The sequence below is a fragment of the Janthinobacterium silvisoli genome, assembly GCF_014200725.1.
Lineage (GTDB): Bacteria > Pseudomonadota > Gammaproteobacteria > Burkholderiales > Burkholderiaceae_D > Janthinobacterium.
The window spans coordinates 2235471-2251169 of the sequence record NZ_JACHCL010000001.1; the positions used below are offsets into that span (position 1 = coordinate 2235471).

Genomic DNA, 15699 nt, shown 5'->3' on the forward strand with positions numbered 1-15699 from the left:
CGTGTTAGGGGAGCGTAAGACAATTACTTGCTGTCTTTGACTTCTTTGAAGTCAGCGTCAACCACGTCATCGTGCTTTGCGCCAGCGTCGGATGCACCAGCAGCTTGCTGTTGTGCACCTTCTGCGCCGCCGGCAGCTTGTTGCGCTTGCATGTCGGCGTACATTTTTTCGCCCAGTTTCTGCGATGCGGTCGACAGTGCTTCCACTTTGGCGTCGATCTCGGCCTTGTCGCCAGCCTTGATGCTTGCTTCCAGGTCGGTAATCGCTGCTTCGATCTTTTCTTTCTCGCCAGCGTCGAGCTTGTCGCCGTATTCGGTCAGCGATTTGCGGGTCGAGTGTACCAGAGCATCAGCCTGGTTGCGCGACTCGGCCAATTCCTTGACCTTTTTGTCTTCTTCCGCGTTCAGCTCGGCGTCTTTGACCATTTTCTGGATTTCATCTTCGGTCAAGCCGGAGTTGGCCTTGATCGTGATCTTGTTTTCCTTGCCGGTCGCCTTGTCTTTTGCGCCTACATGCAAGATGCCGTTGGCGTCGATGTCGAAGGTTACTTCGATCTGTGGCGTGCCGCGTGCTGCTGGCGGGATGCCTTCCAGATTGAATTCGCCCAGGCCTTTGTTGCCGGCAGCGATTTCACGCTCACCTTGGTAAACCTTGATGGTCACCGCAGGCTGGTTGTCATCGGCGGTCGAGAACACCTGGCTGAACTTGGTCGGGATCGTGGTGTTTTTGTGGATCATCTTGGTCATCACGCCGCCCAGGGTTTCGATACCCAGAGACAATGGCGTTACGTCCAGCAACAGCAAGTCTTTGCGTTCGCCCGACAGGACCGAACCTTGGATCGCTGCGCCCACGGCGACGGCTTCGTCCGGATTCACGTCTTTGCGTGGATCTTTGCCGAAGAATTCTTTGACTTTCTCTTGCACCTTAGGCATGCGGGTCATACCGCCGACCAGGATGATGTCATCGATGTCCGACACTTTCACGCCAGCATCTTTGATAGCGGTGCGGCATGGCTCGATGGTGGCGATGATCAGCTCTTCCACCAGCGACTCCAGCTTGGCGCGGGTCATTTTCAGGTTCAAGTGGACCGGTGCGCCATTGGCCATCGCGATGTACGGCTCGTTGATTTCGGTTTGCTGCGACGACGACAGTTCGATCTTCGCGCGCTCGGCCGAAGCCTTGATGCGCTGCAGGGCGATCGGATCTTTTTTCAGGTCCAGGCCGTTGATTTTCTTGAATTCTTCGATGATGTAATCGATGATGCGCTGGTCGAAGTCTTCGCCGCCCAGGAAGGTGTCGCCGTTGGTCGACAGCACTTCAAATTGTTTTTCGCCATCAACGTCAGCGATTTCAATGATGGAAACGTCGAACGTGCCGCCGCCCAGGTCATATACGGCGATCTTGCGGTCGCCCTTTTCGGTCTTGTCCAGGCCGAATGCCAGCGCTGCTGCGGTAGGCTCGTTGATGATGCGCTTGACGTCCAGACCAGCGATACGGCCAGCGTCTTTGGTGGCTTGACGTTGCGAATCGTTGAAATACGCAGGCACGGTGATGACGGCTTCGGTGACTTCTTCACCGAGGTAGTCTTCTGCGGTTTTTTTCATCTTGCGCAGGACTTCAGCCGAAATTTGTGGCGGCGCCAGTTTTTTGTCGCGTACGCCGATCCATGCATCGCCGTTGTCGGCTTTCATGATCTTGTAAGGCATCAAGGCGATGTCTTTTTGCACTTCTTTTTCGTCGAACTTGCGACCGATCAGACGCTTCACTGCGAACAGCGTGTTCTGTGGATTGGTCACAGCCTGGCGTTTTGCCGGTGCGCCAACGAGAATTTCGCCATCTTCTTGATAAGCAATAATCGACGGCGTCGTGCGTGCGCCTTCAGCGTTTTCGATTACCTTTGGTTGACCGTTTTCCATGATGGAAACGCAGGAATTTGTGGTTCCCAGATCGATACCGATAATTCTACCCATGATTTTTTCCTTTTATTTGCTAGATTTCAGATGGTTCTTATATGTGGCAAAGCGGCATGGTTTCAAGGCTTGCTTGATGCCGCACTCTGATTATTTTGCTTGCGCGGTGGTCACGATAGCGGGACGCAACAAACGGTCCGCAATCATATAGCCCTTTTGCAATACCGACACAACTGTGTTGGCTTCCTGCTCCGCTGGCACCACGGCAACTGCCTGATGTTTCATCGGATCGAGCTTTTCGCCCTGTACCGGCAGGATTTCAAGCAGGCGGTTGCGTTCAAACGCGGCGGTCAACTGTTTCAGGGTCATTTCGACGCCTTCTTTCAGCGATTCCAAGGTTGGCGCTTCGACCGTCAGGGCCGTTTCCAGGCTGTCCTTGACGGGCACCAGGGCTTCGGCAAAGCTTTCTACTGCGAATTTATGTGCTTTAGCAACATCTTCCTGGGCACGGCGGCGAATGTTTTCGCCATCGGCCTTGGCACGCATGAAGGCATCGTGCATTTCTGCAAGACGCGCTTCGGTACTCGCCAGCTGCTCTTCCAAAGTAGGCTCGGCGGCAGTCGCGGCGTCCGCTTGCGGATTAGGTACAGCTTGGTTTTCCTGATCTTGCATCTGAAAGCTCCTACATTCAATGACTAATATTAGTTAGGCTACATATCTTTACAACACTTACCGGCAGATGGGGCTAAGTCTGACTGTTTCAAGGGGTGTTGCAACGCAACCGCTGGTCACGCGTGCCGATGTTACAGCTTATTACAAATCTATCCGATTTTCCGGGTATTCGATTCGTGCGCCGCGATCTATCATGAAGCATGCGGGTTACAGCTCCGCGCGAACCCATCCCCTGTCAAGGAGAGAATGATGAAACTGCCTATCATTAGCGTTTCCATCGTGGCTTACGCCCTCCTTGCCACCGCCTTGATCTGTCTTGCGCAGTTGCAGCCATATTTGCAGCCTTAAGCTGGCAAACCCGGCATTCTACCAGCCTCGCAAGCGCCACCGCCACTGTCGCTGTTGCTTGTTGGAAAATGTGATCGCGCCAGACAGCACAAAGCCGCGCAAGCGCGGCCTTGTTTTATTTAGCTGAAGCAGCAACTCCTCAGTTCGTCGCACCCAATGCCAGGGCGGCGGCGCGGGCTTGTTCCCCGTCCTGCTTGTCGGCTTCGCGCTGGGCCGCCGTCTTCATGGTCGGCCAGCCTATCATATGCTGCTCGGCAATTTCCGCCAAACCCGTGATCCAGCGCGGCGTTTCATTCAGGCAAGCGATGTAATGGAAGTGCTCGCCACCCGCTGCTTCGAAATCATGTTTTGCTTCCATGGCGATCTCTTCCAGGGTTTCCAGGCAATCGCTGGTAAAGCCCGGGCATAACAAATCGACCCGCTTGACACCTTGCTGCGCCAGCGCCACCAGGGTCGGCGCCGTATAGGGCTGCAGCCACTCGGCCTTGCCGAAACGCGACTGGAAAGTCACCAGGTATTGATCCTTACTCAATTGCAACTTTTCCGCCAACAAACGCGCCGTCTTCAGGCACTGGCAGTGGTACGGATCGCCCAGCAGTAAGGTGCGCTTGGGCACGCCATGGAAACTCATCACCAGTTTCTCGGGCCGGCCATGAGTTTCCCAGTGGTTCAGCACGGAGTCGCGCAAGGCGTCGATATAGGTATCGTGCTCGTGGTATTGCTTGATGAAACGCAACTCGGGCACATTGCGCACTGTGGCGTAGTGGGCAAACACGGCGTCGTAGATGGACCCGGTGGTGGTGCCAGAATATTGCGGATAAGCGGGCAGGATGGCGATGCGCTCGCAGCCTTCGCGCTTCAGTTGCGCCAGCACCTCGGGCAAGGAAGGGGAACCATAACGCATGGCCATGGCCACCGTCACGCCATCATGACCACGTGCAGCCAGCTCGCCAGCCAGCAGCTTAGCCTGCTTTTGCGTATGGACTTTCAGTGGCGAACCCTCGCGCGTCCAGATCGATGCGTATTTTTTGGCCGACTGGCTGGAGCGAAACGGCAGGATAATCAGGTTCAGGATAAACCACCATACGGCACGGGGAATTTCCACCACGCGCGGATCGGACAGGAATTGCTTCAGGTAACGCCGCACGGCCGAAGAAGTGGGCGCATCGGGCGTACCCAGGTTCACTAGTACCACGGCACTGCGGTCCATACTGCCATGCGTGTAAGGCGGCTCGGTTTGAAATGTCATGTAGGCTTTTCAAGGAATGGTGGTATTAGCCAGCCATTATAGTTGTTAGTACCGGGGTCAGCCCCCCGGATGCGTTAGCGCTGAGCTTGACGTTAGTGGCATTGGGGGTCTGACCCCAGTCAAGTGGCCAGCAATTCCCGTGCATGCTTGCGCGTGGTGGCGGTGATTTCCAGGCCGCCCAGCATGCGCGCCACTTCTTCCACGCGCGCCTTGGCGTCGAGCATGTCGATGCGCGAAGCCGTCTTGCCATTTTCCAGGGTACTTTTTGCTACCTGGAAATGCTGGTTGGCCTGGCTGGCCACTTGCGGCAAGTGGGTCACGCACAGCACTTGCCGTCCCTGCCCCAGGCGTTTCAACAGCCGCCCCACCACTTCGGCCACGCCGCCACCGATGCCGCTATCGACTTCATCGAAGATCAGGGTCGGCGTGGTGGTGGCATGCGAGGTGATCACGGAAATCGCCAGCGCGATACGCGCAAGTTCGCCGCCGGACGCCACTTTCGCCAGCGAGCGCGGCGCCGTACCCGCATGGCCGGCCACCAGGAATTCCACCTGCTCCAGGCCGTGGGCCGCCGGTTCGCACGGGTTCAGGGCAATCTCGAAGCTGCCGCCTATCATGCTCAATTCCTGCATGGCGCGTGTAACGGCCTGCCCCAGTTCCAGCGCGGCCGCCTGCCGCGTGCTGGACAGGCGCTCAGCCACGACGCGGTATTCCGCCTCGATTTTCTTTTCCTGACGCAACAAGCCTTCGATATCGCTGGCGTCGGCCAGGTGCTGCAGTTTTTCCGACAGCTTGGCGTGTTCATCCGGTAATTCTTCGGGCTGGACCCGGAACTTTCTCGCCGTGCTGTGCATCGCTTCCATGCGCGCATCGAGCTGGTGCAAGCGGTCCGGGTCCAGTTCCACCCGGTCCAGATAATTGTTCAGCGCATACACGGATTCCTGCAATTGAATGCGCGACGATTCGATCAGGTCGACGATGGGTTGCAATTCCGCATCGACAGACACCAGCTTGCCCAGCTTCTGGTTTAGGGAAGACAGTTGCGAGACGATAGGATGGTCTTCCGATTCGGAAATGATCGACAAGGCTTCCTGCGCGCCTTCCAGCAAGCTGGCCGCGTGCGACAAGCGGCTGTGCTCGTTCGTGATCTCGGTCCATTCGCCAGGCTTGGCGGCCAGTTTTTCCAGCTCGCCCACTTGCCATTCCAGGCGCTCGCGCTCGTACAGTACGTTGGCCGCGTTGGTTTCGAATTCTTCGCGCTGGCGCACCAGCGCGCGCCAGCGCTTGTGCAGCGCCGCCACCTGGCGCGCATCCTGTTCGGCGCCCGCTTCGCGCGCCGTCGCCTGGCCATCGAGCAAAGCCCGCTGGGCTTCGCTTTTCAGCAAGGACTGGTGCGCGTGCTGGCCGTGGATATCGACCAGCATGTCGCCCAGTTCACGCAATTGCGCCGCGGTGGCGGCGATGCCGTTGATATAGGCTTTCGAGCGGCCTGCATTGTCGATCACGCGGCGCAGCAGCGCACCGCCATGGTCGTTGGCGAACTCATTGGCCACCAGCCAGGCTTGCGCCACTTCGCTGACGGAAAAATCGGCCGTAATGTCAGCCTTGGCCGCGCCTTCGCGCACCACGCTGGCGTCGCCCCGGCCACCCAACGCCAGGGTCAGCGCATCGATCAGGATGGATTTACCGGCGCCCGTCTCGCCCGTCAGTACACTGAAGCCTGCGGAAAATTCCAGTTCTATGGTATCGACAATGACAAAATCGCGGATGGACAGTGTATGGAGCATAGGCTTTGCGAGTGAGGCGGCGGACCGCGGGTTAAAACGCCTGTCAAAACCTACTGCGCGTCGGCATTTGCGGCCTGCGATGCTCACTGTACCTTCGTACAGTTGCGTTTCTCATCCACAACTTCCTTCCGCTCGCTACGATTTTTCAGGCGTCCTTGTGGTTAAAGTTAGCTAAGCTTGCCCTCGCCCGACGGGTACTCGTTCCAGTGCAGTTTTTCACGCAGGGTGTGGTAATAACTCCACCCTTCGGGATGCAGGAAGGTAATCGTGTGCGGCGAACGGCGTATCAGAATACGGTCTTGCTGGCTCAGGCTGGCAAAGGTCTGCATGTCGAAATTGACGCTGATATCGCGTCCACGCACGATCTCGACCACGATCTGGCTGGAATCGGGCAGCACGATGGGCCGGTTCGACAAGGCATGCGGCGCGATCGGCACCAGCACGATGCCGCCCAGGGTCGGGTGCAGCAAGGGGCCGCCGGCCGACAGCGCATACGCGGTCGAGCCCGTTGGCGTGGCGATGATCAAGCCGTCCGAGCGCTGGTTGTACATGAAGTGTCCATCGACTTCGACGCGCAATTCGGCCATGCCGGCTCCCGTGCCGCGCGAGACGACCACGTCATTGACGGCCATGCCGACATGGATCGCTTGACCGTCGCGCAGCACGCTGCCCTCCAACAAGGTGCGGCGCTCGGCCTTGAACCGGCCACTGAGAATTTCCGCCAGCACCGGCAGCATGCGGTCGAGCGGAATATCCGTCATGAAACCCAGCCGCCCTTGATTGATGCCGATCAAGGGTACGTCGAATGGCGCCAGCTGGCGCGCAATGCCCAGCATGGTGCCGTCGCCGCCCATGACGATAGCGCAGTCGGCGGCGGCGCCGATCTCGGCGGCAGTCATGGCATCCACGCCCGTAAACGCCATGTGCGCAGCGGTCTCCGCTTCAAACACGACGCGGTGGCCCAGTCCCTGCAAAAAGTCGACGATGCTGCGCACGGAGTCGACGATGCCATCGGTATTCTGGCGCACGACCAGCGCGATGGTTTTGGCGCCCTGAGTGAAGTTGGGGACTGCGTTGGAAACTGTGCTGGAATCTGTACCTGATGCTGCGGCAGGCAGTGTATCCGTTGGCAAGTCAGCGTGTTTATCGACGGGCATAAAAGTCTCGGCAAATGAATTCGGTGGCAATACGCCCCAGGCTTGCACCCGCCAGCAATCAAAAACTGCTGTCAAAATACTGTATATATGAACAGTATAGTGCGATGGCGGCATGCCCGCAAGAGGCGTTCGATAAGTCTTGCATGCAGTGTAATCGGGATGAGGGGACAGGAATAGCACAAAAGAAGCAGCCATGTGTGCGTCAACGCGCCGTCGCCAGCGCTTCGCACTTGTAGACTGGCTGGCAATGGCGCGCTATTCATGCTGCGCGCCCCACCCCACAGGAGGCCATATGGTTGCCGAACATGCAGACCGCAAGATCAATACCGATGAAAAGGTCAAGAACGATGGCGTGCGCCGCTTGCCGCATGAGCGCGACGAATCGCCCGATGCGCAGCACCCGAAACAGCGCGAAGTCATGAAGCAGGCCGCCAGTGATCTGGAACAGGGCCTGGTCGATACCGACCGCCATGCCCAGCCGGGCGTGGAAAAGGTCAAGCCAGCGCCACCGCGGCAAGCCAAACCCGAAGCCGATAGCGATCCGAAACCAGACTGAATGCCGAGGAGAGACCATGCGACACCTTGCTTATGTTCTGACATTGACGGTGCTGGCCAGCGCCAGCCTGGTCCATGCCCAAACCATGCCGTCCGACTTCGGCCCCAGCCCTGCCTTGCCGGCGCCCGAGAAACAATTGATCCCCACCGTGAATGTGGCGCCCGTACAGCGCTGGCAAGGCAATGCGCGCCCCACGGTGGCGGCCGGCTTTGCCATCAGTGCTTATGCGAGCGGCCTCGACCATCCGCGCTGGCTGTATGTCTTGCCGAATGGCGACGTACTGGTGGCGGAAACCAATGCGCCCCCCAAGCCGGAAGACAACAAGGGCATCAAGGGCGCCATCATGCAGATGCAAATGAAAAAGGCCGGTGCCGGCACCACCAGCGCCAACCGTATCACCTTGCTGCGCGGCCTCGATGCGAACGGCGTGGCGCAATCGCGCACGGTGTTCCTGCAAAACTTGCAGTCGCCGTTCGGCATGGCGCTGGTAGGTAACGATTTATACGTCGCCAACGCTGATGCGCTGGTCCGCTTCCCGTATCAAACTGGGCAAACCAGCATCACGGCGCAGGGCACGAAAGTGATGGACTTGCCCGGCGGCCCCATCAACCATCACTGGACCAAGAACGTGGTGGCCAGTCCCGATGGAAAATTCCTGTATGTCTCAGTGGGGTCGAACAGCAATGTGGGCGAGAACGGTATCGCGGCTGAAAAAGGCCGCGCCGCCATCTGGCAATTCGAGCGCGCCACGGGCAAGGCGCGCGTGTATGCCAGCGGACTGCGCAATCCGAACGGCATGGATTGGCAACCGTCGAGCAAGGTACTGTGGACGGCCGTCAACGAGCGCGATGAACTAGGTAATCAGCTGGTACCGGACTACATGACTTCGGTCAAGGATGGCGCTTTCTATGGCTGGCCCTACAGCTATTACGGCCAGCATGTCGATGTGCGCGTGAAGCCGCCGCAGCCAGATATGGTGGCCAAGGCGATCGCGCCCGATTACGCGCTGGGTGCGCACACAGCTTCGCTGGGCCTGGCTTTTTATGACAGCAAGCTGTTTCCCGCGCGCTACCAGGGCGGTGCCTTCATCGGCCAGCACGGTTCCTGGAACCGCAAGCCTTTCAGCGGCTATAAAGTCATCTTCGTGCCATTTGTGCAAGGCGTGCCATCCGGTCCGCCGCAAGATTTTGTCAGTGGTTTTCTGGATGCCGATGGCCATGCGCAAGGCCGGCCCGTCGGCGTAGCCGTCGACAAGGCGGGCGCCTTGCTTGTCGCCGACGATGTGGGCAATGTTATCTGGCGCGTGGCGCCGGTAAAGTAAAAACAGTGTGACGCAACGAACGGAAGCGCAAGGGTGTGGCGCGCATGATGAACGTTCATACCACGCAAGGAGGACATCATGAAAAAAACAGGATCGGCCGTCTGGAGTGGCGGCCTTAAAGAGGGCAAGGGGTTTATTTCCACCCAAAGCGGCGCACTCGACAATGTGCCTTACGGCTTCAACACGCGTTTTGAAGACGGGCCCGGCAGCAATCCGGAAGAATTGATCGGCGCTGCCCATGCCGCCTGCTTCACCATGGCCTTGTCTGGCCAATTGGGCGAAGCAGGCCTGCGCGCTTCGGCCCTGAAAACCACGGCCGATGTAACGCTGGAAAAAATCGATGGCAGTTATGCGATCACGGCGGTGCACCTGACATTGACGGCCAGCATACCAGGCGCTACCGATGCAGCATTCCAGGATGCGGCGCTACGGGCCAAGCTCGGTTGCCCCGTGTCGAAATTGCTGGCCACGGAAGTGACCATGGACGCGCATCTGGAATAGTTCGATGCCGGCCTCAGCAGAATTGTCGCAAAACGCATAAAATCCTGCCATTCACCCTATCACCATCAAGGATTTACCATGCGTATTTTGCACACCATGTTGCGGGTCGGCGACCTGCAACGCTCTATCGATTTTTACACCAAGGTGCTGGGCATGAAGTTGTTGCGCACCAGCGACAATCCGGAATACCAGTACACCCTGGCCTTCGTTGGCTACGGTTCGAATCCAGACCACGCGGAACTGGAATTGACGTATAACTACGGCACCAGCAGCTACGATCTGGGCACGGCTTACGGCCATATCGCCATCTCGGCCGAAGATATCGTTGCCGCCTGCGACGCGGCGCGCGCCAATGGCGGCAACGTCACGCGCGAGCCGGGTCCCGTGAAAGGCGGCAATACCGTGATCGCCTTTATTACCGACCCGGATGGCTACAAGATCGAATTAATAGAACGCAAGTTCGACGGCCAGGGTGCCGGACTCTGATCTCATTACTGCGCACGAAGAAAAACCAGCACCGTCAGCGGTGCTGGTTTTTTTATGCGTGCCGAATGAACTGAATTATCTGTCGAGCAGCGCGTTCACTGGCATCAAGTCTGTTTCCTTCAGGGTGCCGGCTGCCGACTTCAGGCGCAAGCCATTCATGATGGTGTCGTAGCGGGCTTTCGACAGGTCTTTTTGCGTCGAGAACAATTGTTTCTGTGCATTCAAGACGTCGATATTGATACGCACGCCCACCTGATAACCGAGCTGGTTCGATTCCAGCGCCGATTTGCTCGACACTTCGGCCGCTTCCAATGCCTTCACTTGCGCCAGGCCACTGTTGACGCCCAGGTAAGCCTGGCGCGCATTTTGCGCAGCCGTGCGGCGTGCCGTTTCCAGGTCGTTGCGGGCCTTGTCTTCCAGCGCGATCGATTCGCGCACCTTGCTGGTGACGGCAAAACCGCTGAAGATCGGGATACTCCACTGCACGCCGATGGCGTTGTTGTTGCTACCGCCCACACCGCCCGTGGTGTAGGTATGGCCGGCGTTGGCGATCAGATCCACGGTCGGAAGGTGACCGGCACGGTTGCGGCCGATATCACGCTTGGCCGATTCCACATTGAACTGCGCCGTGACGACACCGAAGTTTTGCTCTTCGGCCGACGATACCCACGGCTCGATGGCGGCCGGCTCCGGTGCACTGAGCAGCACGCCTGTGCGCATCGGCGCCAGCGCCGGTGCGGTTGCACCGATAATGGTTTGCAAGGCGCTGCGCTTGTTGGCCAGGTCATTGATGGCGGCAAACTCTTGCGCTACCACCAGGTCGTAGGCAGCTTGTGCTTCGTGGGTATCGGTAATGGTTTGCGTGCCGACTTCAAAATTGCGCTTGGCCGATGCCAGCTGTTCTGTCGTCGCCACTTTTTGCGCCTGGGTCGCGCCCAGATTGTCTTGCGCGCTCAGCACATCGAAATATGCTTGCGCCACGCGGGTGATCAAGTCTTGCTGCACTTGCGCGAATTGCGCTTCGGCTATCGCCTGCGCCAGCTTGCTTTGCTGATAGGTTTCCCAACGGTCCCAACGGAACAGCGGTTGCGCCAGGGTCAGGTTATACGCATTCGTGTGGACATTGACGGTCGGACCAGTGAACTTGTTACCGGTCTGGTCAAACGCAATCTGCTCGATATTGCCACGCGTATTGCTGCCCGATGCATTAACCTGTGGCAGCAAACCTGACAAGCCTTGCGGAACCCTTTCCATGCCGGCCGACAGGGCAGCGCGCGCGCTGGCGTACTGCGCGTCATTGGCCAAGGCCTGTTGGTATACCTGGATGAGATCGGCCGCGTGCGCATAGCTCGAGAAAAAAGCGCTGGTCATCAGCACGGCGATAAGGGGTTTCCGCATTGCATTTCTCCGTTGGAGTCGTCAAAAGTTGATCAAATCAAAAATTTGGTACTGCCTTGCGCCCGTCTGATTCTGAATAAATGCGGGCTGCAATCATCCACAGGCGTGCACGCGGTGCGCGCCTGGGATCACATCTTTACTACGAGTACTTAGTATTTGGACATGGCGCTGTCGACTTGCACAGCCCAGGCATGCATGCCGCCCGTCAAATTACTGATCTTGCCAAAACCATGGTGCTCCAGGAAGGCAGCGACGTTCAGACTGCGCGCGCCGTGATGGCAGATGCAAACGATCTCGGCATCTTCATCGAGATCGTCGATGCGGCCGGGAATCGACTGCATCGGCATCAAGGTAGCGCCATCGAGCTGGCAAATCTCGAATTCCCATTGTTCGCGCACATCGAGCAGCAAGGGACGCGGGCGGGAGGGATCAGCCAGCCAGGCGGCCAGCTGTGGTGCACTCAAATGCTCCATCGCCGTCTCAGAACTGGAAGTGCGACGGTGCCACTGCCTGCAGCGGCGCAACATTGGTTTCAAATACCTTGCGCGTGTCGTAAGCCTTGTCCGAGCTGCGGGTAATCAGGTGCGCCGACATGATCGGTGCTTCGCCGATGATGGCCAGGATGCGGCCGCCAACTTTAACCTGTTGCAAAATCGCTTCAGGCAACACTGCCAGCGCACCGGACACCACGATCACATCGTAAGGGGCAGCCTTGCTCCAGCCTTGGGCACCATCGCCCAGTTCCACGGTCACGTTCGTCACGCCATTCGCGGCCAGGGTTTGCTCGGCCAGCGTTTTCAGTTGCGGCACGATTTCCACGCTCGTCACATGACGCGCCTTGTGCGCCAGCAAGGCAGCCATGTAGCCGCTGCCGGTGCCGATTTCCAGCACGTTCTCATGCTTCTTGACGGCAACTTCTTGCAAAATACGGGCTTCCAGCTTCGGCGTGAACATGCTTTCACCGCCGCTCAATGGGATTTCGGTATCGATGAAAGCCAGGTTCTTATAGGCTGCCGGCACGAAATCTTCACGCTTGACCACGTTCAACAGCTCCAGTACGTCGATATCCAGTACGTCCCATGGACGGATTTGCTGTTCGATCATATTGAAGCGGGCTTGTTCGATATTCATCTTTAGACTCGGTAAGTGAAGTAATAATCCGCCATTTTATCGTTGAACTGGCTGAAAGCACATGGTAACGATAAAGATGGGGGATGGAGGAAATTTGCGACGATCTGCAGATTTGAGGGGGTGAACCTTGGAAAATGGGCAACTGAACGGTAGTGCTACTCTGCCAGCCTCAGTTTTTTCCTGGCGGCTGCAGATACAAACCGCGCAAACTGATGTCAATAAAGGCATTCATATAGTCGACAGGATTGATCTCCTTCGGGTCGCACGGCAGGAAGGAATGCGTCCACATCATCAGCATTGTCACCGGCGCGCTGACAATGGCGCTGACAATCACCGGGTCGACCTGGCGGAATTCGCCGCGGGTCATGCCGCGCGCAATCACCCTGGTCAGCAAGCCGTTGCCGCGCGTGACCACTTCTTCGTTGTAAAACTGCGCCAGCTCGGGGAAATTATTCGCCTCGGCCATCATCAACTTGGTCAGGCCGGCCAGGCGCGTAGCGCCAAACTGCTCCCACCACTGCATCAGAATACTGCGCAACAAGTCCGCGCTGCTGCTCTCGGAAGTGGCCAGACTATCTTCCACTTCGACGATCGCATGCACGATATTGTCGCGCACCACGGCCTTGAACAGTTCCTGCTTGTTCTCGAAATACAGATACAAGGTGCCCTTCGATACCCCCGCCCGCTTGGCCACATCCTCCAGCCGCGTCGACGCAAAGCCCCGTTCGACAAACAAATCGAGGGCGGCGGCGAGCAATTCCTGTGGGCGGGCATCCTTGCGCCGCTCCCAGCGGGGCTTGGTATCAATCTGGGCGTGCATGTCTGATCCGGGTAACTTACTTTCGAGTCATTAATGTTAGACCTGTATACAGGACAGGTCAAGCGCTGGTGTTGTTACGTCGGCGTTGGACGACACATCCGATTGCACTAGCGACATATCCTCTTGCACGCAACGACACAACCTATTGCACGGCGAGTTAAACTGTTCTAAGAGGCAGAGAGGCAACGGTTTAAGTCACGAAAAGATAGATCATAGCGCAACTGACACCACGACATCGAAGCACGTAGCGATTGAGAGGTCTCCAGATGGCGCCAAATTTAAAAGCGGGGTTCTGATCAAAGCAGCTAAATCTTCAGGCCCCCCCAAGCAACCTCAATTCTGCAAGGAACGCATTGTGTTCTCCCTTTGTGACTTCAGACATTTGTCCAGCATCACTAATTCAGCATTAACTGACCGTAACTCGATCTCGGTTTCAGCGGTCGCTGTGCTAATGCAGCGAGAAATACTAAAGTTACATCCCCCTCACCGATTCGATCTATAAAGACTCGTCTAGATAGCGCGTTTATCAGTTTAAATTCTAGATTCTTAGAGTCGGAGAAAATATCATTTGGTGCTAGTATGCAACAAAACCCTTTAAGCATTGGAGCGACATGGCAGGCATATCAGACAAGACAATATCCAAGCTCTTTGGCATGGCGGCTGGCCGATGCAGCATGTGCAAGATAGAGATAGTTCAGCGAGAGGTAAAGATTGGAGAAATGGCGCATATCATTGCAAAAAACAAGGGTGGTGCAAGAGGTGGCTTACAGGTAGACGGCGATGTCAACGGCTACGAGAACTTGATCCTGCTCTGCCCAAATCACCATACCGAGGTTGACGACAACGAAGATGCCTTTCCTGCGCGGCTATTGCATGAGATAAAAGACGAGCATGAAGCTTACGTTCGCCGTGTGTTTGATCATCAAAGCCAAGGGCGGGTTATGGACGTAGGAGGACTGCGATCTTTTATGCATTACTTCCCATTTACCCAAGTGGTTGTTCTTACTGATGGTTTGCCAGAGAGGTTCGATCATCGTTTACTTTATTTGACTGAAACGTTTACAAATTTCGCCAAAGACAATGTTCAATGCCGACCCTTTAGCGATCAAAGCTTAGAGCGATATTATCTCGCTTTCTTGCATGCCATTAATTATCTTGTGGACTACGAGCAGCATGCGTTGATAAACAACAAGAATGTCTACATGCCAGGCACTTTGATTAATGCTGATCCTAACGTTAGCCATCTCAATCGTGAGCTTAACCAAGATGAGCGCCGCACTGCACATCATCAAGTTCATCAACTTATGCAGGAACTAGCGGATTCATACTATCCTTTACTGAGCTATCTAAGATCTACGTATCCTGAAGTCAATTTGGTATCATTTGTTGGCTGGTAAAAGTAGCTCGTTGACTTCAGCCAAGAGTTTCATATGCTGACCAAAAGGAGATTAGCATATGAAATAGTTGAAGATAATATTATTTAAAATTAAATATTTTGCTTGGAAAGTTATGCCTAAAGATTATCAATTTAAAGAAACAAATCTTGGCCCGATTTCCGCCAGTGATATAACAACTGTCATAACTGGAACATTCCGAGCCAAAGGTTTTGACGATGTAGGTCGCCCAACAGGCTATGAAGAAATTGTTCATATCATTTTCCCCAACGGCGCTGTAGAAGAGTTGCCTGCACTAGAGATCAACCTAAAGTATGCAGCTGCTTTAAAGCAAGACTTGTTAAATCGCCCCAAGGTATAAGCCTGCGGCGTTGAGATGTTTTGAAAACTTTCGGTTTGGAGCCTAGATGCCAAGTAATCTTGAAGAAGCGTTTCGTGCAGCGGCACACGCCGCTGATCGTGCTGTCGGCGCAGCAATGCAGAAGTATGCGGATGGCCTCGTGATAGATGAAGATGATATAACTGGGGCGCTGATCGGTCGGCTGGACTCAGCATTTGACGAAAAAATAGGAGACATCAATTGGTCTTCGTCTATTCTCAGACACCGTAAAGGAGTTGCTGCGCAGGAGAAGAAGGCAGGTGCAGACATGTTGTTCCACGTGTCAATTAAAACCCCGCAGCTTACTTACTCTAAAGGCGTACTAATCCAATCAAAAAGGATTGATGACGGCGTATCAATGACGGTGGCTGGACACAAAGAACTTGTTGGTCAGTGCGACAAGATGCTGAACATTACGTCAGCTTCGTTTGTCTTCAACTATATGAAGTCAGAAATGCGCTGTGCTTCTGCGACGAAGATCGCTGGTGCAAGTAACTGTAGTGGTTTAATGTACCCGGACACTGATTTAGGCGAGAATGCTCGCCATGGAGAGGTGTTTGATGAGCAAGCAAAGACGTACGTTTTCCCCT

The 15699-nt window shown here is 56.0% G+C and carries 16 protein-coding genes; 7 read left to right on the plus strand and 9 right to left on the minus strand.

What is annotated here, in order from left to right; translation table 11 throughout:
* Nucleotides 1-23: 23 nt before the first annotated feature.
* The 5 genes from dnaK to HDE75_RS10045 all read right to left on the minus strand — a co-directional run bounded on the left by dnaK (nucleotide 24) and on the right by HDE75_RS10045 (nucleotide 7123).
* A complete protein-coding gene (gene dnaK / locus HDE75_RS10025; RefSeq protein WP_183674256.1) occupies nucleotides 24-1970 on the minus strand; it encodes a molecular chaperone DnaK in 1947 nt (648 codons plus the stop codon).
* 90 nt (nucleotides 1971-2060) lie between these two features.
* On the minus strand, nucleotides 2061-2582 hold the full coding sequence (grpE, locus tag HDE75_RS10030; protein WP_183674254.1) for a nucleotide exchange factor GrpE: 522 nt from the start codon (nucleotides 2580-2582) through the stop codon (nucleotides 2061-2063).
* A gap of 487 nt (nucleotides 2583-3069) precedes the next feature.
* Nucleotides 3070-4179, minus strand: coding sequence for a ferrochelatase (hemH, locus tag HDE75_RS10035; protein WP_183674249.1), 1110 nt, complete (start codon nucleotides 4177-4179; stop codon nucleotides 3070-3072).
* Nucleotides 4180-4298: 119 nt separating this feature from the next.
* Complete coding sequence (gene recN / locus HDE75_RS10040; protein WP_183674246.1) at nucleotides 4299-5966, minus strand: DNA repair protein RecN; 1668 nt, start codon at nucleotides 5964-5966, stop codon at nucleotides 4299-4301.
* 167 nt (nucleotides 5967-6133) lie between these two features.
* Complete coding sequence (locus HDE75_RS10045; protein WP_260173860.1) at nucleotides 6134-7123, minus strand: NAD kinase; 990 nt, start codon at nucleotides 7121-7123, stop codon at nucleotides 6134-6136.
* A gap of 292 nt (nucleotides 7124-7415) precedes the next feature.
* Here HDE75_RS10045 and HDE75_RS10050 point away from each other — a divergent pair, with 292 nt between their 5' ends.
* The 4 genes from HDE75_RS10050 (at nucleotide 7416) to gloA (ending at nucleotide 9987) form a co-directional block, all read left to right on the plus strand.
* The gene (locus tag HDE75_RS10050; RefSeq protein WP_183674242.1) at nucleotides 7416-7679 is read left to right on the plus strand and encodes a hypothetical protein; all 264 of its coding nucleotides are present in this window, start codon (nucleotides 7416-7418) and stop codon (nucleotides 7677-7679) included.
* A 16-nt stretch (nucleotides 7680-7695) separates the two neighbouring features.
* The gene (locus HDE75_RS10055) at nucleotides 7696-9000 is read left to right on the plus strand and encodes a PQQ-dependent sugar dehydrogenase (protein WP_183674239.1); all 1305 of its coding nucleotides are present in this window, start codon (nucleotides 7696-7698) and stop codon (nucleotides 8998-9000) included.
* A gap of 78 nt (nucleotides 9001-9078) precedes the next feature.
* Nucleotides 9079-9501: an OsmC family protein gene (locus tag HDE75_RS10060; RefSeq protein ID WP_183674236.1), complete on the plus strand. Its 423-nt coding sequence runs from the start codon at nucleotides 9079-9081 to the stop codon at nucleotides 9499-9501.
* 78 nt (nucleotides 9502-9579) lie between these two features.
* The gene (gene gloA, locus HDE75_RS10065) at nucleotides 9580-9987 is read left to right on the plus strand and encodes a lactoylglutathione lyase (RefSeq protein ID WP_183674233.1); all 408 of its coding nucleotides are present in this window, start codon (nucleotides 9580-9582) and stop codon (nucleotides 9985-9987) included.
* Between the two features lie 75 nt (nucleotides 9988-10062).
* On the opposite strand, the gene HDE75_RS10070 is transcribed toward gloA, so the two are convergent.
* From HDE75_RS10070 to HDE75_RS10085, 4 genes are all read right to left on the minus strand, one after another.
* Entirely contained in the window at nucleotides 10063-11385 is a 1323-nt protein-coding gene (locus tag HDE75_RS10070) for a TolC family outer membrane protein (RefSeq protein WP_183674230.1), read from the minus strand.
* Between the two features lie 149 nt (nucleotides 11386-11534).
* On the minus strand, nucleotides 11535-11858 hold the full coding sequence (locus HDE75_RS10075; RefSeq protein ID WP_183674227.1) for a rhodanese-like domain-containing protein: 324 nt from the start codon (nucleotides 11856-11858) through the stop codon (nucleotides 11535-11537).
* A gap of 7 nt (nucleotides 11859-11865) precedes the next feature.
* Nucleotides 11866-12516, minus strand: a complete 651-nt coding sequence (locus tag HDE75_RS10080; protein ID WP_183674222.1) for a protein-L-isoaspartate O-methyltransferase family protein — start codon at nucleotides 12514-12516, stop codon at nucleotides 11866-11868.
* Between the two features lie 169 nt (nucleotides 12517-12685).
* Nucleotides 12686-13336, minus strand: a complete 651-nt coding sequence (locus HDE75_RS10085) for a TetR/AcrR family transcriptional regulator (RefSeq protein ID WP_183674219.1) — start codon at nucleotides 13334-13336, stop codon at nucleotides 12686-12688.
* A gap of 611 nt (nucleotides 13337-13947) precedes the next feature.
* Here HDE75_RS10085 and HDE75_RS10090 point away from each other — a divergent pair.
* The 3 genes from HDE75_RS10090 to HDE75_RS10100 all read left to right on the plus strand — a co-directional run.
* Nucleotides 13948-14733, plus strand: a complete 786-nt coding sequence (locus HDE75_RS10090) for an HNH endonuclease signature motif containing protein (RefSeq protein WP_183674214.1) — start codon at nucleotides 13948-13950, stop codon at nucleotides 14731-14733.
* A gap of 67 nt (nucleotides 14734-14800) precedes the next feature.
* Entirely contained in the window at nucleotides 14801-15091 is a 291-nt protein-coding gene (locus HDE75_RS10095; RefSeq protein ID WP_183674211.1) for a hypothetical protein, read from the plus strand.
* A gap of 46 nt (nucleotides 15092-15137) precedes the next feature.
* Nucleotides 15138-15699, plus strand: a 562-nt coding sequence (locus HDE75_RS10100; protein WP_221291782.1) for a hypothetical protein, incomplete at its 3' end; no start/stop codon positions are given.